Below are 24,369 nucleotides of genomic sequence, written 5' to 3' on the forward strand. Positions count from 1 at the left end.
TGACTAAATAAAATTTAGAAGTTAAAAGCCAAGAATCAGAAAGTTTCAACTATGATTCTTGGCTTACTCATTTTAGTTTTTACTTCACAATTGATAGTGAGGCACAAGCAGACTATGGAGAAAGGAAAAGGATAGTAAAACTACAAACCCTATGATAAGCGTTCTTTTTCCAAAGTCTGAAGTAATTTACTTACATATATTTCCAACTCAGAATTGCGTCGTTGTGGCGACTCAATTATCGGTAGACTATCGGGTAAATTAATAACATAGCCACCTAATTTAATTCCTAATGGTTTTAAATGACCACCTGCTAAATTATTTTGTAAATCTGCTGGGGGTTTTTTGAAGGTATTAATAAACCACTCACAAGTTGATTTTGCAAGCTTGTCTGATTTAAAACTAACTAATCCCAGGAGATTAAAAAGATTGGTAGCCTGAATTAAAGCGAAAGTTTCTTGAGGACTAGGTTTAACTCCTAACCCTAACTTATCAATAAACTTGGCTAAAAATTTAGGAATCGCACTATCAGTCCCACTATTAACAGGAGCTAAAAGTATTGATATCTGACCTTTAATGAAGAGGTTTTTGAAGTAAGTTCTATCGATATTTGGGTCTTCTATTCTGTCCCAGTAAGTATCTTGCTCTTTGCCAAGATAGTACTTAATTAATTGAGTAGCTCTAGCGCGTCTTTGTTTAAGGTCATTAATTAATGATTCTAGGTTTTGAACGATAGTTTGAATCTTACGTTCATTTTTGGCAGTTGCCGATGGATTTGATGTTTTGGTGACTATATCTCGAATAACAGCTTCTAGTTGTTCGGGTTCTCTAGGTAAGGCTGAAAAGGCTTCTAACAGAGTAACATACTTGCAGCCAATACTATGACCAATCCATGAGAAATTGCGATCGCTTAAATAAGCGTCATAATCATAACCGGCAAACTTTGCCCTTCTGACTAGCTCTGGAATAATTTCGTATTCTTCTTTGAGGAGGAAACCAGATTCTACATAATGATCAAAGGTAAAGTTAAAGGGCAAAAGAATAATAGTATAGCCATTATCAAACAAATATCTGAGCAAATAGCGATAGAATAGCATGGGGCCAAAAGTACCAAAGAAAGCCCCACCAATAAATTGAATGACACCTTTGGGTTTTGGATGTAAAGCAACCCAACTATGAGATACAGGTTGAAATCTTAGTTTTGTTTTCATAATTGTTAATACCTGATAAATGTCACAAATTGAAGTCATTCTCAATCTTGAGAAGACAATGATATTGAACTATTTACAACTACTTCTGGAATCCTCAAACTAATAGCTATGCCAAGATTTTTGGTTACTAAAAACTATTAATCCAGAAGTAAAATATTTATGTTTGGCTGAAAATGTGCTGATCAAGTCATACTTGAGACTAAGTAAAAATGCCAATTATTCGTGATTATTATTTACAATTTCTCAGTAGTTACCCTTGGCACATAGCCCAAATCATATGTAAAGCTTAATAAGCCTTGAAAATTTATGCTTTTATTGATGTTGATATCGCCTGATTCAGCTTGTAATTTTTATACCGATGCGAAAATTCGTATCAGATTACAAGCGGCGATTTCTCTGATTTTCCCTAACTCCTGATAAAATTTATTTACGGACAAGTGGTTATACAGAAGCAGAATCACCTTTTCCAGAAATTTATCCAATTAACTAAGTAGAATTTTTCTCATTCTCTACGTGAGGTTGCGCTAGTTTAAAGAGAATAGGCCATAAAAACATCTGTTTGCTAATAAATACTGACAGAATATCCATTTACTTGTAAGTGATAATTTTGGATATTTAGCATCTCTACTAATTTTTTATTAGATAGATTAGTAATCCTTAATTAAAGATAAATAAATATTTATATTATGTTCAGTAGATGATTAAAAATGACATTTATATGTGTTTTTAAACAATTAGCTTAAAATAAGTTAATTCAAATTTGATTCTGGGAACAATAAATTTGGGTGGATACGAGAATCTTTACTTGTTGATAAATAACTATTGAGTTTTGGAGATTAGAGATGACAACAGGAATTAGTCAAGTTCCCTGTATTAACGGCTATGAACTAAGAAAGAAAATTTATCAGGGGTACAAGACAGAAGTTTATCGAGCCATTAGACTTGCAGATCAGCAAGGCGTTGTCATCAAATTATTACAGCTTGAATTTCCTACTTTCAACGAACTGCTACAATTTCGCAATCAATATACTATTGCCAAAAATCTTCATCATCCTAATATTGTCAAGCTTTTAAGCTTAGAACCTTATGGCAATAGCTATGCACTAGTGATGGAAGATTATGGGGGAATTTCCCTTCAAGAATATACTAAGACTAACCAATTAAGTTCATTAGAGTTTCTCAAAATAGCCCTGCAATTAACGGATAGTCTCGATTATCTCTATCAAAGTTGTGTTATCCATAAAGACATAAAGCCTGGAAATATTCTTATTCATCCAGAAACTAAAAAAGTCCAACTTATAGATTTTAGTATAGCTTCTTTACTGCCAAAACAGACTCAAACAATTGTCAGCCCCAACGTTTTAGAAGGAACTCTGACTTATTTATCTCCTGAACAAACTGGACGCATGAACAGAGGAATAGATTATCGCAGTGATTTCTATTCCTTGGGTGTGACTTTTTTTGAACTACTAACAGGACAATTACCATTTGTTTCCTCTGAACCGATGGAGTTGGTACATTGCCATATTGCTAAACATCCGCCTGCGATGAATGAGATTAACTCTGCAATACCCGAAGTTTTGGGTGATATTGTGAGTAAATTAATGGCTAAAAATGCCGAAGACAGATATCAAAGTAGTTTAGGTTTAAAATATGATTTACAAAAATGTCTATCTCAGTTAGAGACCACAGGAAGGATTACCTATTTTGAAATTGCTAAAAGGGATATTTGCGATCGCTTCATTATCCCCGAAAAGCTCTACGGTAGGGAAGCAGAAGCCAAAGCTTTACTTGCAGCTTTTGACCGCGTTGCCGATGGTAGCACAGAATTAATGTTAGTGGCTGGTTTCTCCGGTACTGGTAAAACGGCTGTAGTCAATGAAATCCACAAACCCATTGTGCGGCAACATGGGTATTTTATTAAAGGGAAATTTGACCAGTTTAACCGAAATATTCCTTTCTCGGCTTTTGTCCAAGCCTTCCGGGAATTGATGGGACAGCTACTTAGTGAAAGTGATACTCAATTACAATACTGGAAAACGCAAATCCTGACAGCTTTGGGTAATAATGCACAAGTAATTATTGACGTTATTCCTGAATTAGAACAAATTATCGGTTCACAACCTCCAGTTCCAGAATTGTCTGGTAATGCGGCTCAAAACCGCTTTAACTTGCTGTTTCAAAAATTTATTGCCACTTTCACAACCCCAGAACATCCTCTAGTTATTTTCCTAGATGACTTGCAATGGGCAGATTTAGCTTCCTTAAAATTGATGCAGTTATTGATGAGTGAAGCCAATGGAGGCTATTTATTAATTATTGGCGCTTATCGAGATAACGAAGTTTCTGCTACTCATCCTTTAATTTTCACTTGTGATGAGATAACAAAAACAGGGGCGACTGTCAACACAATTACCCTAACAGCACTCCATAAATTAGACATTAACCAATTAATAGCTGATACCCTTAGTTGTCCTGGATTAGTTGCTTTACCTTTAACGGATTTAGTGTATCAAAAAACCAAAGGTAATCCATTTTTCAATAATCAGTTTCTCAAAACATTATATCAAGAGGGATTAATTACATTTAATTTTGAATTAGGTTATTGGCAGTGTGATATTGCGGAAATTAGCACTCTAGCCCTGACTGATGATGTAGTTGAATTTATGGCAATTCAGTTGCAGAAATTGCCAAAGCCCACCCAAGATATTTTGAAATTAGCCGCTTGTATTGGCAACCGATTTGATTTAGAAACTTTAACTATTATCTGTCAACATTCACGCATTGAAGTGGCAGCCGATTTATGGAGTGCTTTACGGGAAGGTCTAATTTTACCTACTAGCGAAGTTTATAAGTTTTACCAAGGTTATGGAGATGATGCCAACTATAACAATTTTACCGATGCTGATTCACAAATTGCCAATTATAGATTTCTACATGATCGTGTACAGCAAGCAGCTTACTCTCTAATTCCTGAACACAAAAAACAAGCAACTCACTTAAATATTGGCTATTTACTACTAAATAATACAGATGGGCGAGAACTTGAACATCGTATATTTAATATTGTCAATCAGCTAAATTTAGGGATTGATTTAATTAAAGAACAAGGTCAGAAATATCAATTAGCTCAACTGAACCTCATAGCAGGTTCTAGAGCAAAATCAGCTACTGCTTATGCGGCTGCTGTTAGTTATTTTGATCTTGGCATGAAGTTGTTAGCGGCTAATAGTTGGGAGCAGGAATATGAACTAACTTTAGCACTTTACGAATCCGCCGCAGAATCAGAATATCTCAATACTAACTTTGATGCTTCCCAAAAATTGATAGACTTGACTCTACAAAAAGCCAGAACAGCTTTAGAGAAAGTCAAAGTCTACGAAATTCAAATTCAATCTTACACAGCCCAAAATAGATTTATCGAAGCAATAGAGGCTGGTAGAGAAGCTTTGAGTTTATTAGGTGTAACTTTACCGAAAGACTGCGATCGCCAAACTACCATCAATGAACATGAGCAAGTCAAGCTCCTACTAGGCGATCGCGTAATTCAAGATTTAGCCAATTTACCAGAACTCAAGGAGCCTAATCAACGGTTTGCTTTACAAATCCTCTCAGGTTTGTTTGCACCAGTTTACATCGCCCAACCGGCTTTGTTACCCTTGAAGATTTTCACAATGGTAAAAATATGTATTCAATCTGGTAACTCTCCCCAAGCTGCGATCGCTTATAGTCTTTATGGCTTATTGTTATGCGGTATGGGCGATATTGAAACTGGCTACCAATTTGGTGACTTAGCTGTAAAAATGTTAGAGCGTTTTTCTGCTAAAGAACTAAAAAGTAGAGTTTACCTTACGTATAGTTTATTCATTAAGCATTGGAAAGACCCCATTAAATCTGCTTTAAAATTGTTCCAAGAGGGGTTAGAAAGTGGTTTAGAGACTGGTAATTTAGAATATGTTGGTTATTGTGCTAACTGCTATTGTCAGTTTTTATTCTGGTCAGGTGAATATTTAGAATTTGCCGAATCGGAAGCACAAAAATATTGTAAGTTAATGGCAGATATTAAACAGGAAGTTTCTTTAGTTTGGGGAAATATTTGGCGACAAACAGTTTTGAACTTGCAAGGTAGCGTTGATGAACCAACGATTCTTTCTGGTACTAGCTTTGATGAAACAGAAGATTTAGCAGGATTAATTGCTAATAGAAATATTAACGGTATTTGTTATGTCTATTTAGCTAAAACTTTACTATCGTACTTCTTTGAAAAATACCAAGACGCTGCTGAGTTTGCCAGCAAGTTTGAAGAGTACGAACAAGGTGCAACTGGCTTAGTGATTATTCCTTTGAGAAATTTCTATCAATCTTTGAGTTTACTGGCGCTTTGTGACATAGCTGATGATGTCGAAAGACAAGAATATCTGCAAAAAGTATCAGCCAATCAACAACAGATGCAGAAATGGTCAGAGTTTGCCCCAGCTAACTATCTACACAAGTACAATTTAGTAGAAGCAGAATTGCAACGGGTTTTAACACAGAACTTTGCAGCTTTTAACTTGTATGATACTGCGATCGCCCAAGCTAAAGAAAACGGTTACATTCAAGAATTAGCTCTCGCCAACGAACTCGCAGCCAAGTTCTACCTCAACTCTGGTAAAGAACAAGTCGCCCAAGGCTATATGCAGGAAGCTTACTACGGTTATGCTCGTTGGGGAGCTAAAGCCAAGACAGATGATTTAGAGAAGCATTATTTACAACTACTTCAACCTATCTTGCAACAACAAGAACACCGTTTCCGTCCGTTTACAGAAACTCTCTCAACTATAGGCTTTTCAGGAACTTCCGCATCTACGCACACTTCCAGCAGTAGTATTTCTGAGGCGCTAGATTTTACCTCTGTTCTCAAAGCTGCTCAAGCAATTTCCAGTTCCATCGAAATTGATGAACTTATTGCCAACCTGACTCAAATTATTTTAGAAACTTCGGGGGCGAAAAAATCTGTACTGATGCTTCCTCAAAATGATGTTTGGCAAGTCAGAGCAATTACTTTCATTGATAAGCAGGAAACTTCTCAAACTCAAGTACGAACTATCCTGGAATCACAAACAATAGATGAGTGTCAAGAAATCCCTAAAAAAGTCATCTATTATGTGAAAAATACTCAACAAACAATCGTCATAGACAACTCACAAACTGACATTCCTGGGGTAATTGGGGAATATATGTTAACCCATCAACCCAAGAGTATTATTTGTACACCAATTATCAATCAAGGGCATTTAGTAGGCATTCTCTATTTAGAAAATAAACTTACTCAAGGGGTGTTTACTAATGACCGCCTACAAGTCATCAATCTATTATCTTCGCAAGCTGCTATCTCATTAGAGAATGCCAGGATGTATCAGCAAGCTCAACAAGCATTGCAAGATTTACAACAAGCTCAATTGCAAATAGTTCAAAGCGAAAAAATGTCTGCACTGGGTAACTTAGTAGCAGGGGTAGCCCATGAAATGAACAATCCCTTGGGTTTTATTTCTGCTAGTTTGGAGCAAGCTCAACCAACAATTACTGATATAGTCGACCACTTGAGATTGTATCAACAAAGCTTCCCCAATCCAGGAGATGAAGTTATCGACCATGCCGAAGAAGTTGACTTGGAATATAGTTTAGAAGACTTGCCTAAGATAGTTGATGCAATGATGATAGCTTGCGATCGCTTGAAGAATATCAGCACTAGTTTAAGAACTTTCTCCCGCGCCGACAAAGATTATAAAGTCAAGTTTGATATTCATGAAGGCTTTGACAGCACAATCTTAATTCTCAAACATCGTCTCAAAGCTAACGAACAACGCCCAGAAATTGAAGTCATCAAAAACTATGGTGATATACCTGCAATTGAATGTTTTCCTGGACAATTGAATCAAGTATTTATGAATATTCTTGCCAATGCAATTGATGCCTTAGAAGAATCAAACGCAGGACGAAGTTTTAAAGATATTCAAGCAAAACCCAACCGCATCACCATTACAACATCAATGGAGGACTTAAATGTCAAAATCATCATCGCTGACAATGGTACAGGCATGAGCGAAGCAGTCAGACAAAAGATTTTTGACCATTTATTTACTACTAAAGGTATAGGTAAAGGCACAGGTTTAGGACTAGCGATCGCCAGACAAATCGTTGAAGAAGTTCACAGTGGTAAATTAAGTTGTATTTCTGCACTTGGTGAAGGAACACAGTTTATTATTAATCTGCCTGTTTAGTCATTAGTCATTAGTCAACAGTCCATAGTCAAAAGGCAGGAGGCAAAACTCTTTAATTTTAAATTTTGAATTGGTATCAATCTTTTAAGATAAAAGTACATAGGAAGATAACTTTCCTCTGTACTTTTTATAATAGGCCTGGGGTAATGGTGCGCTTAAAAGTGTGGCAGTGGGTGGTATTGGCAATGCCGATCGCCTCAATCGTGATTTTCTTGCTAGTATCCGCAGGAATGCAGATTCATGAGTGGGGAATCAATTGGATTTGGGGTGTCTTCACTCTGATATTTGTGCTTTGGCGTTGGTTGCTGGTGAAGTGGACAAAACCAGCCATTCAACAAGTAGAAGCTGCATTAGCAGATGTTCAAGAAGAACTGCAATCTGCCGCACAGACTACCACACCAAGCATAAGTAGTGAGACGACACAACAAGTAGAAACTGCATTGCAAGAAGTCCTGACAGCCGCGCAAAGCGATCGCCCAATTTGGGAAGATTGGACAACATTTTGGCAACGTTGTCAAGATTTAGTGCGAGCGATTGCCCTCATCTATTACCCGGAGGCGCAGTATCCCCTACTGAATATCTATGTTCCCCAAGCTTACGGATTGATTCGGGGAACGGTAGATGACTTAGATCAATGGATGCAGAAGTTATCACCAGCACTCAATCAGGTGACGATTGGGCAAGCATACCAAGCTTATGAAGTCTACCGCAAGCTAGAACCATCAGCAAGGAAAGTATTACGTGCTTGGAACTGGGCGCAGTGGTTTTTAAATCCTGTGGCGGCGGTGGCTAACCGGGCTACTAAGGGAACGAGTAGTCAAGCCAATCAGCAATTATTGGTGAATCTTGGGCAATTGTTACGGGAAGCGGCTTTAAAAAACTTGTGTCGGCAGGCGATCGCACTTTACAGTGGCACTACACCACCTATTCCCACAGCCACCGTTTCCACCCCAACCTTACCTAAAACCAAAACTCAAACCCTAGAAAGTATTCTCACCCAAGCCAAACCTGTTGAAAAAGTAGAACAGAAGCCAGTCAATATTTTACTAGCAGGAAGAACAGGGGCAGGAAAAAGCAGTTTAATTAACACCATCTTCCAAAGTCATCTGGCAGAAGTGGATGTGTTACCCAGCACCGCAGAAATTCAAAATTACCACTGGCAAACCCAAGATGGCGAAACCTTAAATTTGCTGGATACACCAGGGTATGAACAAGTTAAACGAGGAGATTTACGAGATTTAGTCCTCAAATACGCCACAGAAGCCGACTTATTACTGCTAGTCACCCCTGTACTTGACCCTGCTTTGCAAATGGATGTGGACTTTTTGCAAGAAATCAAAGCCACAGTTGCAGACATTCCGGCGATCGCAGTTGTTACTCAAGTAGACCGTTTGCGTCCCATCCGTGAATGGCAACCGCCTTATGATTGGCAAGAAGGTAATAAACCAAAGGAAATTGCCATCCGAGAAGCTACAGAGTACCGTGAGAACTTGCTGGGAGACTTTTGTAATTTAGTTCTGCCCGTTGTCACCAGCGATCGCCAAACGGGTAGACTTGCTTGGGGAATCGAGGCTTTATCCTTGGGATTAATAGAGGCGATCGCACCAGCAAAACAGCTAAGACTTGCCCGTTTCTTACGTAACCTAGAAGCGCGTACCGTAGCAGCCGCCAAAATTATCGACCACTACACCTTGCAAATGGCCACAACCCAAGGACTGACAGCATTACTTAAAAGTCCTGTGCTTCAGTTCATCTCTACCATTTCCACTGGTTCCCCAACCTTGGCTTACCTGTTAGCAGAACAAATCCCGGTAGAAAAGTTACCTATTGTCATCGGTAAACTGCAAATGGCTTACGATTTATTCTCACTGTTAAAAACAGAAGACTCCAACAATGTCAACTTTGATTTATTATCTCTATGGCCGCTACTGTTAGAAAACCCAACTACCCCAGACCGCAACGCTTGGGCTTTTGGTCACGCCATTGTAGAATACTGGACGCAGAATTTGACGGTTGAGCAATTGCGTCAGCGTTTCGACTACTATTTACAGCAAGTTTAAGGATAGGCTAAAGTTAGCGATCGCTGTAATGATAACGAGCTTGAATAAAAGATTAGGTTACATTTATCAGCGTGTATCGACGGTTAATTTTATCCAAATCTATTGCCATATTTTAGCCTTGCCACGCCACTACTTCAGAGTTACTCTCTAGTAATATACGTTTGAATTACCGTAATTATACTTAAAGATTAAATGATAAACCTTTAACCCTTGATGAGCTACACCGTAAATTTACTAAAACTCTGTCAAAAAATTAAGATAGCTTTGAATAAAGTGATTGATACTGGGGTTTATTGAGGGTAAGCTAGCAGTACAGTCAAAACAAGTCTCTGGTCTTGATAATTTCCATGACCACAAATAGTTTTCTTAGCATTATTGAAAATCAAGATACTTTTACAGGCAAGTCTTCAGAGTCAAGTTTACAAGCTGTACAAGAGAGCCTTTACAGCTTTTTGATGCAGCTAGTAAGCATATATCCTCCCGATGAGGCTTTAATAGAATTTAAACAGTTATTTATCAAATGTCTGGAGCATGGCGATTTATGTGCTGTGCCAGTCATCCAGAAAATTGTAGAGTTCAATAATCAAGAGGAGTTTTACTATACTCTCAAACGTTCTTGCTATATTTTAATTAATAATTGGGCGACAAGAAGAAAATATAAATATATTCAAGAGTTAATAGATTTATTTACGGAATTACCTGTAAATAATATAGGATATAATTCCCAAGAATTAATTACGTATCAAATATGGCTAGAGAATTTTGTTCATAGCCAAGATTACGAAGAACTCAAAAAATTTACTTATACAAATACTACTAGAAGCAAAGAGCATTGGAGCGATCGCTATACTAATTATCTACTAGTTGCTCAATCTTTAGATCCAGATAAACCCAAGGAGCAACAAGAAGCAGCACATAAGCTGTTCAAGCAAATGAAGGACAAGTATAAGTTTGAGTTAGCAATGTATATTGCTCGTTCTCAGTCTGCTGCTTCCAGTCCCACACGCTATAAAAATCCTAGCATTTTCGGCGATGAGGTGCTGCGCCTCATTAAAATGATTGTAGTCAAAAAAGGTCAATTCAGTTATGAGAATGTAGCGCATATATTCCTGAAACAAACTGAAGATCAAACCATCAAGCAATTTAAAAAAAGTGTAAAAACATATTTATTCTTTTCTGTAACCAATCAAGCGATCGCAGAAATGCTCGGTAAAATCTTAACCGAGAAACTTTTATCTTGGAAAATCGAAAAGGATAATTTAACCTTAAATAAAGATTTGTTATTAAGGATTTGTAAGCAATTAATTAATTTCCTCACTACAGAAAATCGCCAGGAGCCTTCAGAGTTATTTACTTTGTTACTTTCACATGGGCATCCTTTAACTTTAGTAATTCTCCTCCTCAAGATTATCTATATTTGTAACAACGCCCGTAGCCATTTAGAAAGTCGAATTGCTGACTTAATCAACTTTTATAAAGATAAATCAGAGGATGAATGTCAATGGGTAATTAATTTTATCGAGTTTTATAACATTACCTTTGCCATTTATGCAGAAGACGTAGAATATAATTTACTAAAAATGGCAGAAGCAGATAGTAATTCACAAATGAATTTAGATACTTATCGTGTGTTCTCTCAGGTGAAAGCAGATAGAAATAAACTAGATTAAATTTTTGCTTGAATACTGGTATCGTTGGTAGAGGTTGGTAATTGGTAATTGGTAATAAACAATTATTGCCAAGATAATCATTTAGCTAGACCTTCATCTAACGCAGCTAAACCAGCGCCGGCTGTTTCCGCAATAATGCTAATTAGACGATATAAGGCGATCGCACTAATGACAGCCGCCGAAGGAAAGCGACTTTGCAAAAGAGCGATCGCTGTTGCTTCAAACACACCTAAACCTCCAGGCGCACCGGGAACCAAAAACCCTAACAACCAAGAAAAACTAAAAGTCCCTAATAATAAAGGAACTTGGCTCATATTCACAGGCATCAAAGCAAACAGAGTCAAAATAAAACCTATCCCGCGTATTAATAAAAATCCCAACTCGCCTAATAATGGTCGTAGGGGATAGCGTTCCACACTAAAAGCCGCTTCTGATTGAGTAGCAGATTTTTTAGCCCTTAATTTATATACAAATTTAATAACTGGATTCAAAAATCGCGGATGTATGCTGACAAGTATAATTACCAAACTGAGTAATTGTAATATGCGTACTGACCAACTATTCGTATTAATAGCAAATCTTCTACCAAATACCACAACAGTAATTAAAGCCGCAGCCGCCAAGAGTAATGCTTCTAACAGCACACTCAGAGTAGCCGCACCAGTGGCAACATTGGCATTTTTTAACGCCAAAATCCGCCGATAGTGATGCCAAACATTTCCAGGTAAATACTTAGCAATATTAGTTTTGAGATACACCACAATAAATTCAGCAGTTGGAATTGGTTGATTGAGATCCCGTAAAATCCAAGTCCAAATCCAACCCGCCCAAGTATGCGCGAGTAAAGTTACACCTGTGGCGATCGCTAAAATTGCCCATCCCACTTTATCAATGCGGATAGCCGTCACTCCCAACCAGTTAGACTTGAGAGCATTAGCTAAAAAAATTAGCGTTATCCCTAAAATTACCCAACGTAAAATTTGCTTCAATTTTATCTTCATTCAACAGCTATCACACCCAAAGCTGAATATCTCAAATCTTATGCTACATCAGCTACAGACCATAATTTTACAAAAATTTCCATACAGAGAAAAGATATATGTTTTCCTCTAAAAATTAATATTAGATGTCCATTTTTACACATTATTTGAACTGAGTAGATTTATTAGTATTTAAGCTAATTTAAAATACAGTAACTGCAAAATTTTACTATCTTTCTTAGGACAGATATACATTCACTTAATATTTAATTAACTTAGTAATTTATTAAGAATTTTCATCATCTAAAAAACGTTAAGCAATATTAAGGTTTCTCTCTCTGTAGTTAGATAACAATGACACATTCTAGCTCTAATTAATGTGACTTACGCTAGATGTAAAGCATTTTTTTAATCCTTAATATTAAAAACTGTTGGGTGAATAATTAGTCACCCCAGAAGAACACAAAACTTTCGCTTGTCTCAAAAATATTCAGCGAAAGAAATTCTTATGAATAATAAGGAGGAACTAGTGAACCATTTAATTAATGTATGGAAAAGACTAAGACTGCGCCAGATTTTAACTGTATTTCTTGCTGGTCTATTGTTAATAGTTAGTACCGCATGTACTCAGGCTAATGCTCAAGGAGCTAATCCAAAAAACCCTGCCGTACAAGCTGGTGGAGCTAACAATCCTTATAAGAATGGTGGAGACGGATACGTTAATTCTCAGTTTTCTACCGACCCCAAAATTACTAACCCTGGCAGTAGAAAAAACCGCGATCAAGCAAACTTACCCAGCAATTCAAACGTATTGATTGCTGTGAATAGTAACAGAGATTCAGAAATCCTCTACCCAGGTGCAGAAACCCCAGCCGGGAGAATCGAGAAAGAAAACGAACTTCCCATCATTAGAGAAGAAGACTTCCAAAAGCCTGAACCCGGTGGTTTGATTCAACGTGAACCAAATGTAGGAACTCGGATTAAAGAGCGTCTGGAGACTGTAACAGAAAACGTTAAAGAAGCTTCTAAGTTCATCCCTGAAAAAGCCGATGAAGCCAGCGCTAGACCAGAATTACAAAAGAATCCTGCTGTTGGTAGATAGGTTTTTGTAGCTTCATTAAAAGTTTCATCGCGTAACAAAAAACAAGGAGTAGCATTATGAAAAAAGTCATTAATTGGCTAAAAAATCTTCGTCCTGTGAAGATTGTCTCAGTCTTTGCATTAGGATTCATCCTATTGTTCACCCAAGCTTGTTCAGGAGCAACTGCTGCACAACCACCACAGCAAAAAGCTGAATCAGCATATATTCAAAGAAACGACCCCACCAAAGAATATCCCCTCAATGCCCCTAGAGGTGGAATGAACAACTTTAGCGATGTAGATCCTAGAGGCGAAGCAGGCGAAAAAACCGCCGAAACCAGAGCTAAAGCTTTGCGTGACAACTCTAAAAGAAATATTGACGAAAAAGGTATCGACAGCACAGAACAATATAGTCGCAATTACCGCCAAGGTACACCTTTGCCAGAGAGAGTCAAAAACTTAGGCGAAGACATTGGTAGTTCTACAGAAGAACTAACAAAAGGTGTTGTCAAAGGAACTCAACGTGGTATTGACAATATCAAAGACAATGCCAGCAATGCAGGTGATGACTTGGCTAGAAAAGGTAGAGAAACCACTCAAAACGCATACCCTAATAAGTAATCTAGCATTGCTGAATTAATAGATAATTCCTGTAGGGTAGGCATCTTGCCTGCCCTATAAATGTAAACTAGGACGGGCATCTTGCCCATCCCACGGGAGAATTTATTTTTAGGGAATCCCTGACGAATTATGTTCATGCCAACGCTGCAATGCCAATTGCTGAACTTCCCGCCAGGGAATTTTGTGTTTACGGGCTAATTCTGCACAATCTTCGTATTCTGGCTGCGCGTTGGCAATAACTTTTTCTGTTGATTGTCCTAGCCATGCTACTTTAATTCGCACTGTGCCGTATTTTGTTTCTACTTGTTGAAATTCTCGTTGTAGGGTGGTGCGTTGCTGAGTAGTGCGGCGGATTCCCAAGGTTGTAGTTTCGCGGAATAACACAGCTTCGCAATCAGATAGCCTTTCTGGATGGCAAATAACAGTGAGGAGAATCCCAGGACGGGATTTTTTCATGCCTATAGGCTGGGTGAAGACATCCAACGCACCCACAGCAAACAATGCCTCAAAAACATAACCGATCGCCTGCGGATTTAAATCATCAATTTGCGTTTCTAGTACAGAGATTGTCTCTAAATTTTGATGATTTGCCGCAGAATCCGTAACATTAAGCCTTGTAGCCGCACTTTCACCCAGCCAGAGGCGTAGTATATTAGGTATAGGTAGATTAATAGTACCAGCACCCAATCCTACCTTGTTAATTGTTATGGGTGGTGGGCTGCCAAAATCTCTGGCTAAGGTAGTGGCGATCGCCGCTCCTGTGGGTGTCACCAATTCCCTATCTATACCGTTGCTATAAACTGGACAACCCCGCATTTCCCACAATTTTAAAACAGCTGGTACTGGCACTGCCATTTGTCCGTGGGCAGCGCGTACAGTTCCCCCACCAGTAGGAAAAGCCGAGCAATATAGCAAAGGAAATCCAGCATCATCACTATCAATTCCCAGCCAATCCAAGCCTAAACAAGTGCCAACGATGTCTACAATCGCATCCACCGCACCCACTTCATGAAAATGAACCTTTTCAGGAGCAATCCCATGCACAGCCCCTTCAGCTACAGCTAATTGCCTGAATACAGCCAAACTCCAAGCCTCAGCCCTTGGCGGTAAACTAGCTTGCAAAATCATCTGCTCAATTTCTGGCAAGTGTCGCCCGTGGTGATGATGGTGTTCATGATGATCATGATGATGATGGTCTAATAAATCCACATGAACTTTAGTAGCTTCTTGAGCGTTCCGTTGTACCAACTCTGCACTTAACTTATATTCCTTGGCAATCCCTAAATTATTAAGTTTCTCTGTTAGGTAATCCACAGGCACACCAAGACTAACTAAGGCTCCCAGGCACATATCACCCGAAATACCCGTCGGACATTGAAGGTAGACAATTTTGTTCATAATTCGTAATTCGTAATTGGGATACTCTGCGGGTAGGCGCAAGTCTACGTAATTCATCATTAACACTGCTAAGTAAGTATTACGCATTCGTATTATTAACTACGAATTATGTGACTTACCAGTAAAAATATGTATCTACAGTTTAAGCAATTGCTTCTGTATGTAAATATATGCAACGCTTAATTGTACATAAACTCGATAGATAAGAGGTAGAGAGTTAGGGGAGATGAGATTCACCAACTGGGGGATGAGGGAGAAAATTTTACTCAGCATTCCTCACTCCCCACTCCCTACTCCCTACTCCCCACTCCCCAACATTCCGTAACCCAAACTTCTATGGCAAAAATTATCCCTGTCCATCCTGATAATCCCCAGACTCGCAGAATAGAAGAAATAAGGTCAGCGCTTGCTAGTGGCGCGGTGATGCTTTATCCGACTGATACAGTTTATGCGATCGGTTGTGATCTAAATGTCAAGTCTGCGGTGGAGAAAGTGCGACATATCAAGCAGTTAGCCAATGATAAACCACTGACGTTTTTATGCCCTTCACTGTCAAATGTAGCTACTTATGCCTTTGTCAGTGATACGGCTTACAGGATCATGAAGCGGCTAATACCAGGAACTTACACGTTCTTGCTACCGGCGACTAAGTTAGTGCCGAGATTAGTCCAAAGTCCTAAACGTAAAACTACTGGTATTCGCGTACCAAATCATACCGTATGTTTGGCGCTACTAGAAGCTCTGGGAAATCCGATTATTTCGACTTCTGCCCACCTGCCACCAGATGAAGCAGATAATGGCAAAGTCGGAATCATTTCTGAATCCATAACCTCAAGGGCTGAATTGTTTGACCGCGTGGATAAATTAGTCGATGTGATTGTAGACACGGAACAGGAACCAACTTATGAGGTGTCTACAATTGTAGATTTAACGGGAGATGAACCAATGATTACTAGGCGGGGGTTAGGCTGGGAAGCAGTTACAGCTTGGGTATAATAAGAAGCAGATGGATTGATAGAAGCTAGATGTATTAATAAATTTTCAATCCAAAATCTAAAATCTAAAATCCAAAATGGTATATGCTTCACATCCTTCCTTATCGGTTTCGCAAGATGACTGCAAAAAAGCTCCACTTTCATCAGCGTCATACGTAAGTGTAGCGTGAGTGGATTTGACGAAACGCCTGTATTGCTTAACACATTAAGCTTTTTAGCATTTTGGCAGGCAAAGCTAATAGGTGTGTGTTAACCTCGATTTGGTTGCGGATAGAAAAAGCGACACAATAGCTTATCTGTAACTTTTTTTGATTGCGTACAGTCTTATATATAAGCAGTGCTTGTATTAGGCCTTGTGGATGAATGGTTTATTCTCCTGTGAAGCCTGGTTGCAAGTGCTGTTTGTGCATTGTATTTAAGGTGCAAGACCAAACCCAGGAAAATACATGAAAGTAAACCTTGCAAATCTACCAACCTCTACATCTGCTTTTGCTAGCAATGTTGTTGCTGCGGAATTACCAGCTACAGATGCAGTAATGCAATTTTTATTTCAAGAAATGCAGGCTCAAGTCAAAGCATCGCCCAATTGTATACAAGCTGTAGCTCTTCGTATTGCTAAAGAAGTAAATCGTATATGCGATAAAAGTTCTCGCATTCAAACATCTGGGGAGGTTCACTCTTGGCAATTGAATCTATGTCGTCATCGTCTGCAAAAGTGCCTACATTACTATCAATTAGGTTCCAGGCGCGGAAGGGTAGAGTTACATAGTAGTTTGGGCGCTATGGTTTACCGTCATGTAACAATAGCAGGTTCAGATTTGGGTTTTGACGGTCGTTACAGTTTAATTGAAGATTTTTTACAAGCGTTTTATATTGAGGCTATTAAAGCTTTCCGGCGAGAAAATGAACTGCCTGAAGATTATACGCCACGCACTCAGTTACAACTAGCAGAGTATATGGCGTTTACTGAACAATATGCCAAGCGGCGGATTAATTTACCTGGGGGAAATAATCAACAATTAATTATATTACGCGCTCAAGGTTTTGCCCGTCGTCAGCCTCAAGAGACAACTGTAGATATTGAAATGGCAGTAGAATCTGCCAAAAGTGAGGAAGCAGAATCTTACCAGCGTAACTCGGCGGTACAACAAATCCGATCGCAGATGACTGCTCAAGCTAATTTTGATCCCTCAGAAGAATCAGAGCGCGATCGCATCATTGCCGAATTAGTTAAATATCTCGAATCCCAAGGACAATCCGACTGCATCGACTATCTTACCCTCAAGCTGCAAGACCTTTCCGCACCAGAAATCGACCAAATTCTTGGACTCACCAGCCGTCAGCGCGACTACCTGCAACAGCGTTTTAAATATCATGTACAGAAGTTCGCTAAACAGCACCAATGGCAATTAGTCCATCAATGGTTAGGTGCAGGTTTAGAACAGAAATTAGGCTTATCCGCCCAGCAGTGGGAAACGTTGATGAGTACAATTTCTCCCCAACAGCAACAACTTCTAAAATTAAAGCTTGAGGGACAAAATGATCAGGCGATCGCTAAAACCTTAAAATGCACACCCAAGCAATTACAAAAACGCTGGACTGAACTATTAGATATAGCTTGGGCTATCCGCAATGGCAATAATGAAATGCAAACAGGCTGACAATTCAAAATTCAAAATTATGGTTTTTGAACCTCTTCCTGGCCTCCCTTGTCCCCTCACTCCCCCATAATTTAAAACACAATTGTCCAACCTTGCTTCTGTGCCTGTTTTCTGGTGTAGGAGACACCATGAATCTTGATGCCTTTGTCATCTAGGAGGGTAATAATACCACCATTGTTGTCTAGTTGGATACTATCGCTATCAATAGTTACTCTGAGGACTTCGCCTGGATTAATTGCACCCTCTAAAGGTTGTTTACGCTTGGCTCTATCTGCTAGGAACCAACCATTCAAATCTACTGTTTGCTGTGAAATATTAATTAAACTAACAATACCTTAGCCAATTTACGAGGGTTCAACGCCTGTAGAAACGTTATGAATACGTCCCAAAGAAGTAAGTTTGGCAAAAATCTGAGTTAATAAAATAGGCTCAGGTATTTCGGGAAGCATTTTTAAAATTTCACGGACATATCGAAAACCACGATAGTGAGCCTTAAGGTCAAGGATGCCGGAGTCGGGATTAAGGAGACGAAAATCCGCGAGAAGATGATGGGATAAGTTGACCATAAAGAATGCTAGATTAGCAGCATTAGTTACAGCAGTTTGACTTAAGTTCATAAAATCTTCCAATCCCCAAAATTGCTTGGCATCTCGAAAATTGAATTCGATCTGAAAGCGTAGCTTGTAGTAGTCAATTATTTTTTCAGATGACAATTTTAGATCACTAGAAAATAGAATTACATGACTACGAGCATGAGTTTTAAGATTGGTTTTGACGAGAATAACTACATTTAGAGATTGGGCAAATTCTTTGTGAAGTAATGTAACTTGATAAACGTCAGTTTGGATATCATCATCAACGGTACTTTGACATAAATACTTCTTAGGTATGTTGTTGTAGTCAATTTTGTCTCCGTATTTACGACGAGAGCGACTATTGGGGTCAGGGTGTTGATAAGGTATATATAATGCTGAATCAGAGCGAAGCTTAGAAATTATATGCAAGTTAACTTGACGAGCCATCTGCAAGGCATTATTATTCCCAAAGTGTCCATCCAATACTAAGTAAGTAAGGGGAATAAATTTAGCTAATAACTTAAATAGCGACTTAATCATCTTCTGAATTCTGAGTAATTCAGATGTGAGAACTACCTGGGTTTTATTCTTGTTTTTACTTCCCTTTGGTCGCCCACGCCCACGTTTTTCTTGCGGTTTTATTTCTTTGGTTGGTGACGAGCTACTTTTTTCTATATCGCTCTTTATCACCTGTTCTATCTGAATCGGAAACGAGTGCCTTTGCTCAACACTGACTAATGATAATGTAAAAAAAGATAGCCCTGATATGGGTTTACCAGCCAGGCTAGAAAAAAATCTATCCAGTCCATAAGTTTGTTTTCCTGATTTACTTATCACAACTTCATCTCCCGCTAGCAAATATATCTCATTCGGACGAAATAAATGCTTGTGAAAGAATAACCAAAACAATGTCGCCCAAGGTATTACCGTATGAAAGAATCTCAACATCGTTCGATAACTGCCACCACTACCTGTCCAACGAGAAATTCCCAACATCGTCACTCGGCCACTCATTGCTAACATGGCCAGGATTATCTGGTTCAATTGCCGCATCGTCGTAGCGTTTATCTGCGGCAGGAGGCATTGCAGGAGTGATAAGATATCGGGCATGGGTTGATTGTGGCTTTTGAGTTGTCGTTTGGGAAGACAATAACTCTACTACATCAGCCCTCTCTCTTCACCCTCTTATTTTGGCTAAGGTATTGAACTAACTGTCTCTTTATTTACATATTCTCCTGGCGGATTCACTAATGCCGCCACAATCTGAACTGCCCCAGTGGTAACAACTGATGTGATGATATCTGTGTCATCTATTCTGTTGCCTGTAACATCGTCTGTGTGGAATGCTTGAGATTGGAATGCTAGGAATATACCTACCCATTGATTTCTGGTTGGGTAGTAAATAAGTAGTCCACCATCTTGCCAAATGCCATTATCCCTTTGAAATTGGGCGGCGTTACCCTGGTTCATGTGGATGTCGTGAATACCATTACCTGGGAGAAATCCAAAATATTTGTCTTTAACATCAATTTCTGGCCCCCATCGTTCCCCAAAAGAATAGAGGACTGCATCGGTGGAGGCGATCGCTCTGGCAATATATAATTCTAGTAATTCATTCAAATCGTTGTCAGGCCCAGGCACATTATAAGGCAAAGGCCTCATCTGTTTAGGGTCAAACAAATTTCCCCGGATATAATCTAAAGCAATTCCCCCCGGCTGGCGTGGTAACTCATAAAAGCCAAAATCTAACTCTAGCAATTCTTTAGTCATGGGATGGGAGAAATTTTCATCCACAAGATACAGCAATTCTGAAGGGCTTTGCTGCGACTTAACATTGATAGCAATTCGGTGCTTTTGCTTGTTGTCGGTTACAAGTACTTGGTAATGAGGACTAGAGCCTTCACCCAACTTACGATTTAGCGCACGGCTTTTCAATACACCGTAATTCTTTAAGGGCATTTTCTCTCCTAGTTTTCTGAGTATGAAACGCGACAACAGGTTAATTGCTGGTTAAGTTAGATAATTACTATATATAGCTATATAGCTTGAATTTGCTAGTATCCTGTAGGATGATATTTGAAATTCGTCAATTAGTAATACATAGCCCTAGCCAATGGGGATACGCATAAGAATCTGTAGCAAGTAACTTTAATTTTTCATAAATATTGAATACTGTGTTGGCTGTCGCTTGCAGATTTGCCATTACTCTGTCATCCTCACCATTGGCTTCTAAAGCTAGACTCCACCAAGGCTCATTTTGAATATGCAATTGGGTAACTTCCAAACTGCAACCATTATCAATACACTCTTCATTAGTAGGTTGTACTGAGAAATCAGTAAAAACTTGATAAAGCTGCAAATACCGTACTTTCTGTACTCTTACCCAAGAAGTTGTGCCTAACACTATTGCTGGTTGAAAAGCTTCTCCTGTGGCATCATTACAAGACCACTTAGTCCATTTTTCAGCTTTTCCGCTTACAAATTCCCCAAAACTGACTATCCCCAGTTCTGCTGTTCGCCATTTAATTTCCAAACTACCTTCTCGAAGCTTGATTCCCAAAAAATCAGATCCTGGAATGTAGAGATACACATCTTCTCTTTGTTGTGGTAATTGCTCGTGGTCAATTAAACAATACTCATCAAACCAAACTTTGATACCATCCGGTATCCTACCAGGATAAAACCAACGTAATTCGTTACTTATAAGCATAATTTAAAGTGCTGTTAGCGGTAGCGGCGCGTTTAGCGCGTGCTGAGTGCTGAGTTAATAATTTCTCCCTTATCTCCCCCATCCCCCTCTCCTTTTCTAGCCATGCGTTCCAGTTGATGGGACAATGAAAATGAGAAATCATGCTTACTTAAATATTGCTTCCAGCCTAAAGGAATCTGTAAAGATGTGGAAAAAGATTTTATTCATGTTGCTGTTGGTGTTGAGTTTTAGCCTCAGTAATCCTAATGTAGCCCAGGCGGCTGGATTCAAAAGCTTTGTAGATACTGCTGATGGCTATGAGTTTTTATACCCTAATGGCTGGTTGCAAGTAAAAGTTGCTAACGGTCCCGATGTGGTATTTCACGATTTAATCGAAATTTCTGAAAATGTCTCTGTAGTAATTAGTCCAGTTCCAGACAACAAAACTTTAAAGGAATTGGGTACGCCCACAGAGGTAGGTTATAAACTAGGAAAAGCAGCCTTAGCACCTCCAGATTCTGGTCGTAAGGCTGAACTAGTTAACGCCTCCGAAAAAGAAACAGAAGGTAAAACTTACTACAAGCTTGAGTATTTAGTAAAACTTCCCAATCAGAAAGAACGTCATAACATTGCTAGTGTAGCTGTTAGTCGTGGTAAGGTTTTCACCTTTAACGCTTCCATTCCTGAAAAACGTTGGGGTAAAGTTAAACGGGCGATGGAAGAAGTTGTAAATTCTTTTACCGTATATTGACCAAATAATTCGTAATTCGTAATTCGTAATTAAAGAGGGTTTGAGCCAACACTAAATCATTTGACACGTTCCGCGTTCGCGTAAGCGTCTTGTAGAGAACGTAGAGAAGATTTGGTGATGCTTGTGAGTGGTGGGTTTCAGCTAACACTGATTGTAACTACGAATTACGAATTATCAATTACGAATTATGTTGATGTATAAGCAAAATGTGCAACTGTTTATGACAACTCCGCAATTCGTACTAGCCTCTGCTTCTCCAGCACGTCGTCGTCTGCTGCAATCTGTTGGTATTGAACCGATAGTTAGCCCTAGTGATTTTGATGAGTCGCAAATCCAAGAGACTGAAGTTGAACAGTTGGTGCAAATTCTCGCTAAATGTAAGGCGGAGACTGTAGCACCACAGTTTCCCTCAGCTTTGGTGATGGGTTGCGATTCGGTATTAGCTATTGATGGTAAGATTCATGGTAAGCCAACCGATGCTAATGAAGCGATCGCTCGTTGGCAAATGATGCGCGGTAATATTGGCGACCTCTATACTGGTCATGTTTTAATTGATAATGTACAAAACCTGACTATAGTCAAGCCTCAAGTTACAAGAGTTTACTTTGCCAATATTAGCGATCGCACCATTCAAGCCTATGTCGCCACAGGCGAACCCCTCAAGTGTGCAGGTGCGTTTGCTTTAGAAGGTTTCGGTAGTTTATTTATAGAAAAAATAGCAGGTTGCCACAGCAATGTAATTGGGTTGAGCTTACCCTTGCTGCGGCAAATGCTAGAAGAATTAAATTATGATGTCACTGATTTTTGGAAAATTAGTCATTAGTCAACAGTCCATAGTCAAAAGGCAGGAAGCAGGGACAAGGTAGGAAATACTTCTTTACTCACTCAACACTTCCCACTCCCTACTCCCTACTCCCCACTCAGCACTCTCTAACTTACTCTTTCGATTGACGCTGTGATTGCCTAAATGCTTGATACATATCTGGTAAGCGGCTATAAATACCAGCTATTTTCAGATAGAGTTTGTGCGGCATAGCTGGAGAACCGGAAACAATCTCTCCTGGCGCAACATCGTTGGCGATACCAGCTTGTGCGGAAGCGATCGCACCATCACCAATTTTCGCTTTATTGGCGATTCCTGTTTGTCCGGCTAAGATGACGCGCTTGCCTAATTTTACCCCTCCAGCCATACCAGCTTGACCTGCGATCGCACAACCGGACCCAATCTGACAGCCGTGACCGATTTGTACTAAGTTATCAATTATAGTATTGCTTCCTATGCGTGTTTCTCCTACAGCTGGACGATCAATAGCTGTATTACAACCTACTTCTACCTTATCCTCTAATACAGTGTAGCCAGATTGTTCAACTTTGTACCAACCAGTACGAGTAGGAACAAAACCAAAACCTTCTGCACCGATGACAGCACCACTATGAATGACGCAATCTGCACCTATTTGGCTGCGTTCGTGGATGGTGCAGTTGGCGTGTAAAGTAGTGCAATCGCCTATTTTGACATCGGGATAAATGACTACATTGGGATGAATAATCGCATTATTACCAATTTCTACGCCTTGCTGAATTACTGCATGGGGGCCAATGTAAACATCATTGCCAATTTTAGCGGTAGGGTGAATAACAGCACTGGGATGAATTTCTGGGGCGGGGCGATATGGTTGGTAGAATAAAGCGATCGCCTGAGCAAACAGTAATTTCGGGTCTGGTGTCGTAATCCAAGGCAGACCTACTTCTTGAACTTGAGCTTGGATTGCTTCATTTATTGGCAAAATTAAAGCACTAGCATTTGTCTGGCTGATAAAGAAGGCAAATTTCTCGTTTTCTACATAACTGAGAGTCCCACTGATAGCTTCATCAATAGCTGCCATCCCTGTAATTTCCGGGTCTTGATTTGGATTTTGAATCAGGCTATGGTCAGCAATGTTATCATTTAATTGATTAAGAATTTCGCTAAACTTCATGTTTAAGTGTGTTCCGCTCTACCAAGATTTAAGCATAGAGAAGCATCATAGAACACAATTGGTCACATTTTTCTGTTCTTTGCATCTTTGGGATTCATACTTGATTTTGAAATAGACGTAGGGGCCACTGCATTGGGCAGGTTAAGCGATAATCTTGCAAGTGGTAATCCAATCAATTATGTTTTTCTACCAAAGTATAGATGCAAAAAATTATAGTAAACTTTTTTACACACATTAATAAAAATTTAATTTTTTATCCTCTTTTTATTGTATATGAGCGTTTATCAGAGACTATTTATAAAGTAAATCTTAAGTTGGGTGCATTATGGCTTCAGCCTAACGCACCGTTAGATCAGATGGTGCGTTAGGCGCTTCTATCAGATTTTTTATGAGAACCTATAGTCAAAGTCTGCGCCTAACACACCCTACAAGAATTTTA

At 39.1% G+C, this 24,369-nt stretch carries 18 protein-coding genes; 9 read left to right on the forward strand and 9 right to left on the reverse strand.

Annotated elements, in window-relative coordinates; translation table 11 throughout:
* Positions 1–149 precede the first annotated feature (149 nt).
* The gene (locus NSMS1_RS19805) at positions 150–1,208 is read right to left on the reverse strand and encodes a DUF1350 family protein (RefSeq protein ID WP_224086474.1); all 1,059 of its coding nucleotides are present in this window, start codon (positions 1,206–1,208) and stop codon (positions 150–152) included.
* A gap of 842 nt (positions 1,209–2,050) precedes the next feature.
* Here NSMS1_RS19805 and NSMS1_RS19810 point away from each other — a divergent pair.
* From NSMS1_RS19810 to NSMS1_RS19820, 3 genes are all read left to right on the forward strand, one after another.
* Positions 2,051–7,471, forward strand: a complete 5,421-nt coding sequence (locus NSMS1_RS19810) for an ATP-binding sensor histidine kinase (RefSeq protein WP_224086475.1) — start codon at positions 2,051–2,053, stop codon at positions 7,469–7,471.
* 146 nt (positions 7,472–7,617) lie between these two features.
* Complete coding sequence (locus NSMS1_RS19815; protein ID WP_224086476.1) at positions 7,618–9,531, forward strand: GTPase family protein; 1,914 nt, start codon at positions 7,618–7,620, stop codon at positions 9,529–9,531.
* Between the two features lie 347 nt (positions 9,532–9,878).
* On the forward strand, positions 9,879–11,201 hold the full coding sequence (locus tag NSMS1_RS19820) for a hypothetical protein (RefSeq protein ID WP_224086477.1): 1,323 nt from the start codon (positions 9,879–9,881) through the stop codon (positions 11,199–11,201).
* A 77-nt stretch (positions 11,202–11,278) separates the two neighbouring features.
* On the opposite strand, the gene NSMS1_RS19825 is transcribed toward NSMS1_RS19820, so the two are convergent.
* On the reverse strand, positions 11,279–12,202 hold the full coding sequence (locus NSMS1_RS19825; RefSeq protein ID WP_224086478.1) for a YbhN family protein: 924 nt from the start codon (positions 12,200–12,202) through the stop codon (positions 11,279–11,281).
* A gap of 508 nt (positions 12,203–12,710) precedes the next feature.
* On the opposite strand from NSMS1_RS19825, the gene NSMS1_RS19830 reads away from it, so the two are divergent.
* Both NSMS1_RS19830 and NSMS1_RS19835 read left to right on the forward strand, forming a co-directional pair.
* The gene (locus NSMS1_RS19830; RefSeq protein WP_224086479.1) at positions 12,711–13,283 is read left to right on the forward strand and encodes a DUF6658 family protein; all 573 of its coding nucleotides are present in this window, start codon (positions 12,711–12,713) and stop codon (positions 13,281–13,283) included.
* A gap of 56 nt (positions 13,284–13,339) precedes the next feature.
* On the forward strand, positions 13,340–13,882 hold the full coding sequence (locus tag NSMS1_RS19835; RefSeq protein WP_224086480.1) for a hypothetical protein: 543 nt from the start codon (positions 13,340–13,342) through the stop codon (positions 13,880–13,882).
* Positions 13,883–13,990: 108 nt separating this feature from the next.
* On the opposite strand, the gene larC is transcribed toward NSMS1_RS19835, so the two are convergent.
* On the reverse strand, positions 13,991–15,280 hold the full coding sequence (gene larC / locus NSMS1_RS19840; RefSeq protein ID WP_224095289.1) for a nickel pincer cofactor biosynthesis protein LarC: 1,290 nt from the start codon (positions 15,278–15,280) through the stop codon (positions 13,991–13,993).
* Positions 15,281–15,616: 336 nt separating this feature from the next.
* Here larC and NSMS1_RS19845 point away from each other — a divergent pair, with 336 nt between their 5' ends.
* On the forward strand, positions 15,617–16,276 hold the full coding sequence (locus NSMS1_RS19845) for an L-threonylcarbamoyladenylate synthase (protein ID WP_224086481.1): 660 nt from the start codon (positions 15,617–15,619) through the stop codon (positions 16,274–16,276).
* 445 nt (positions 16,277–16,721) lie between these two features.
* Positions 16,722–17,936, forward strand: a complete 1,215-nt coding sequence (locus NSMS1_RS19850) for a HetZ-related protein (RefSeq protein WP_224086482.1) — start codon at positions 16,722–16,724, stop codon at positions 17,934–17,936.
* Positions 17,937–18,007: 71 nt separating this feature from the next.
* Here NSMS1_RS19850 and NSMS1_RS19855 read toward each other — a convergent pair whose 3' ends face one another.
* The 5 genes from NSMS1_RS19855 to NSMS1_RS19875 form a co-directional block, all read right to left on the reverse strand.
* Positions 18,008–18,229: a hypothetical protein gene (locus tag NSMS1_RS19855; RefSeq protein ID WP_224086483.1), complete on the reverse strand. Its 222-nt coding sequence runs from the start codon at positions 18,227–18,229 to the stop codon at positions 18,008–18,010.
* A gap of 51 nt (positions 18,230–18,280) precedes the next feature.
* Complete coding sequence (locus NSMS1_RS19860; protein ID WP_224086359.1) at positions 18,281–19,621, reverse strand: transposase; 1,341 nt, start codon at positions 19,619–19,621, stop codon at positions 18,281–18,283.
* Between the two features lie 84 nt (positions 19,622–19,705).
* Complete coding sequence (locus tag NSMS1_RS19865; protein ID WP_224086484.1) at positions 19,706–20,470, reverse strand: DUF2278 family protein; 765 nt, start codon at positions 20,468–20,470, stop codon at positions 19,706–19,708.
* A 127-nt stretch (positions 20,471–20,597) separates the two neighbouring features.
* Entirely contained in the window at positions 20,598–21,221 is a 624-nt protein-coding gene (locus NSMS1_RS19870) for a hypothetical protein (protein WP_224086485.1), read from the reverse strand.
* Complete coding sequence (locus tag NSMS1_RS19875) at positions 21,208–21,363, reverse strand: hypothetical protein (RefSeq protein ID WP_224086486.1); 156 nt, start codon at positions 21,361–21,363, stop codon at positions 21,208–21,210. The genes NSMS1_RS19870 and NSMS1_RS19875 overlap by 14 nt, the downstream gene beginning before the upstream one ends.
* Positions 21,364–21,405: 42 nt before the next feature.
* Here NSMS1_RS19875 and psbP point away from each other — a divergent pair, with 42 nt between their 5' ends.
* Together psbP and NSMS1_RS19885 are read left to right on the forward strand one after the other, a co-directional pair.
* Positions 21,406–21,951, forward strand: a complete 546-nt coding sequence (gene psbP, locus NSMS1_RS19880; RefSeq protein ID WP_224086487.1) for a photosystem II reaction center PsbP — start codon at positions 21,406–21,408, stop codon at positions 21,949–21,951.
* 220 nt (positions 21,952–22,171) lie between these two features.
* Positions 22,172–22,774 (forward strand): Maf family protein, encoded by a 603-nt coding sequence (locus NSMS1_RS19885; RefSeq protein ID WP_224086488.1) that lies wholly within the window; start codon positions 22,172–22,174, stop codon positions 22,772–22,774.
* Positions 22,775–22,886: 112 nt separating this feature from the next.
* Here the strand turns inward: NSMS1_RS19885 and lpxD are convergent, their stop codons facing one another.
* On the reverse strand, positions 22,887–23,930 hold the full coding sequence (lpxD, locus tag NSMS1_RS19890) for a UDP-3-O-(3-hydroxymyristoyl)glucosamine N-acyltransferase (RefSeq protein ID WP_224086489.1): 1,044 nt from the start codon (positions 23,928–23,930) through the stop codon (positions 22,887–22,889).
* Positions 23,931–24,369 lie beyond the last annotated feature (439 nt).

Source organism: Nostoc sp. MS1 (assembly GCF_019976755.1).
In the GTDB taxonomy this organism is placed as follows: domain Bacteria; phylum Cyanobacteriota; class Cyanobacteriia; order Cyanobacteriales; family Nostocaceae; genus Trichormus.

Excerpts from the sequence above, each read along its gene's own strand:
- NSMS1_RS19805 (WP_224086474.1), bottom strand. The coding sequence starts at position 1,208 with ATGAAAACAAAACTAAGATTTCAACCTGTATCTCATAGTTGGGTTGCT.
- NSMS1_RS19810 (WP_224086475.1), top strand. The coding sequence starts at position 2,051 with ATGACAACAGGAATTAGTCAAGTTCCCTGTATTAACGGCTATGAACTA.
- NSMS1_RS19815 (WP_224086476.1), top strand. The coding sequence starts at position 7,618 with ATGGTGCGCTTAAAAGTGTGGCAGTGGGTGGTATTGGCAATGCCGATC.
- NSMS1_RS19820 (WP_224086477.1), top strand. The coding sequence starts at position 9,879 with ATGACCACAAATAGTTTTCTTAGCATTATTGAAAATCAAGATACTTTT.
- NSMS1_RS19825 (WP_224086478.1), bottom strand. The coding sequence starts at position 12,202 with ATGAAGATAAAATTGAAGCAAATTTTACGTTGGGTAATTTTAGGGATA.
- NSMS1_RS19835 (WP_224086480.1), top strand. The coding sequence starts at position 13,340 with ATGAAAAAAGTCATTAATTGGCTAAAAAATCTTCGTCCTGTGAAGATT.
- larC (WP_224095289.1), bottom strand. The coding sequence starts at position 15,280 with ATGAACAAAATTGTCTACCTTCAATGTCCGACGGGTATTTCGGGTGAT.
- NSMS1_RS19845 (WP_224086481.1), top strand. The coding sequence starts at position 15,617 with ATGGCAAAAATTATCCCTGTCCATCCTGATAATCCCCAGACTCGCAGA.
- NSMS1_RS19850 (WP_224086482.1), top strand. The coding sequence starts at position 16,722 with ATGAAAGTAAACCTTGCAAATCTACCAACCTCTACATCTGCTTTTGCT.
- NSMS1_RS19860 (WP_224086359.1), bottom strand. The coding sequence starts at position 19,621 with ATGCCCGATATCTTATCACTCCTGCAATGCCTCCTGCCGCAGATAAAC.
- NSMS1_RS19865 (WP_224086484.1), bottom strand. The coding sequence starts at position 20,470 with ATGCCCTTAAAGAATTACGGTGTATTGAAAAGCCGTGCGCTAAATCGT.
- NSMS1_RS19870 (WP_224086485.1), bottom strand. The coding sequence starts at position 21,221 with ATGCTTATAAGTAACGAATTACGTTGGTTTTATCCTGGTAGGATACCG.
- NSMS1_RS19875 (WP_224086486.1), bottom strand. The coding sequence starts at position 21,363 with ATGATTTCTCATTTTCATTGTCCCATCAACTGGAACGCATGGCTAGAA.
- psbP (WP_224086487.1), top strand. The coding sequence starts at position 21,406 with ATGTGGAAAAAGATTTTATTCATGTTGCTGTTGGTGTTGAGTTTTAGC.
- NSMS1_RS19885 (WP_224086488.1), top strand. The coding sequence starts at position 22,172 with ATGACAACTCCGCAATTCGTACTAGCCTCTGCTTCTCCAGCACGTCGT.
- lpxD (WP_224086489.1), bottom strand. The coding sequence starts at position 23,930 with ATGAAGTTTAGCGAAATTCTTAATCAATTAAATGATAACATTGCTGAC.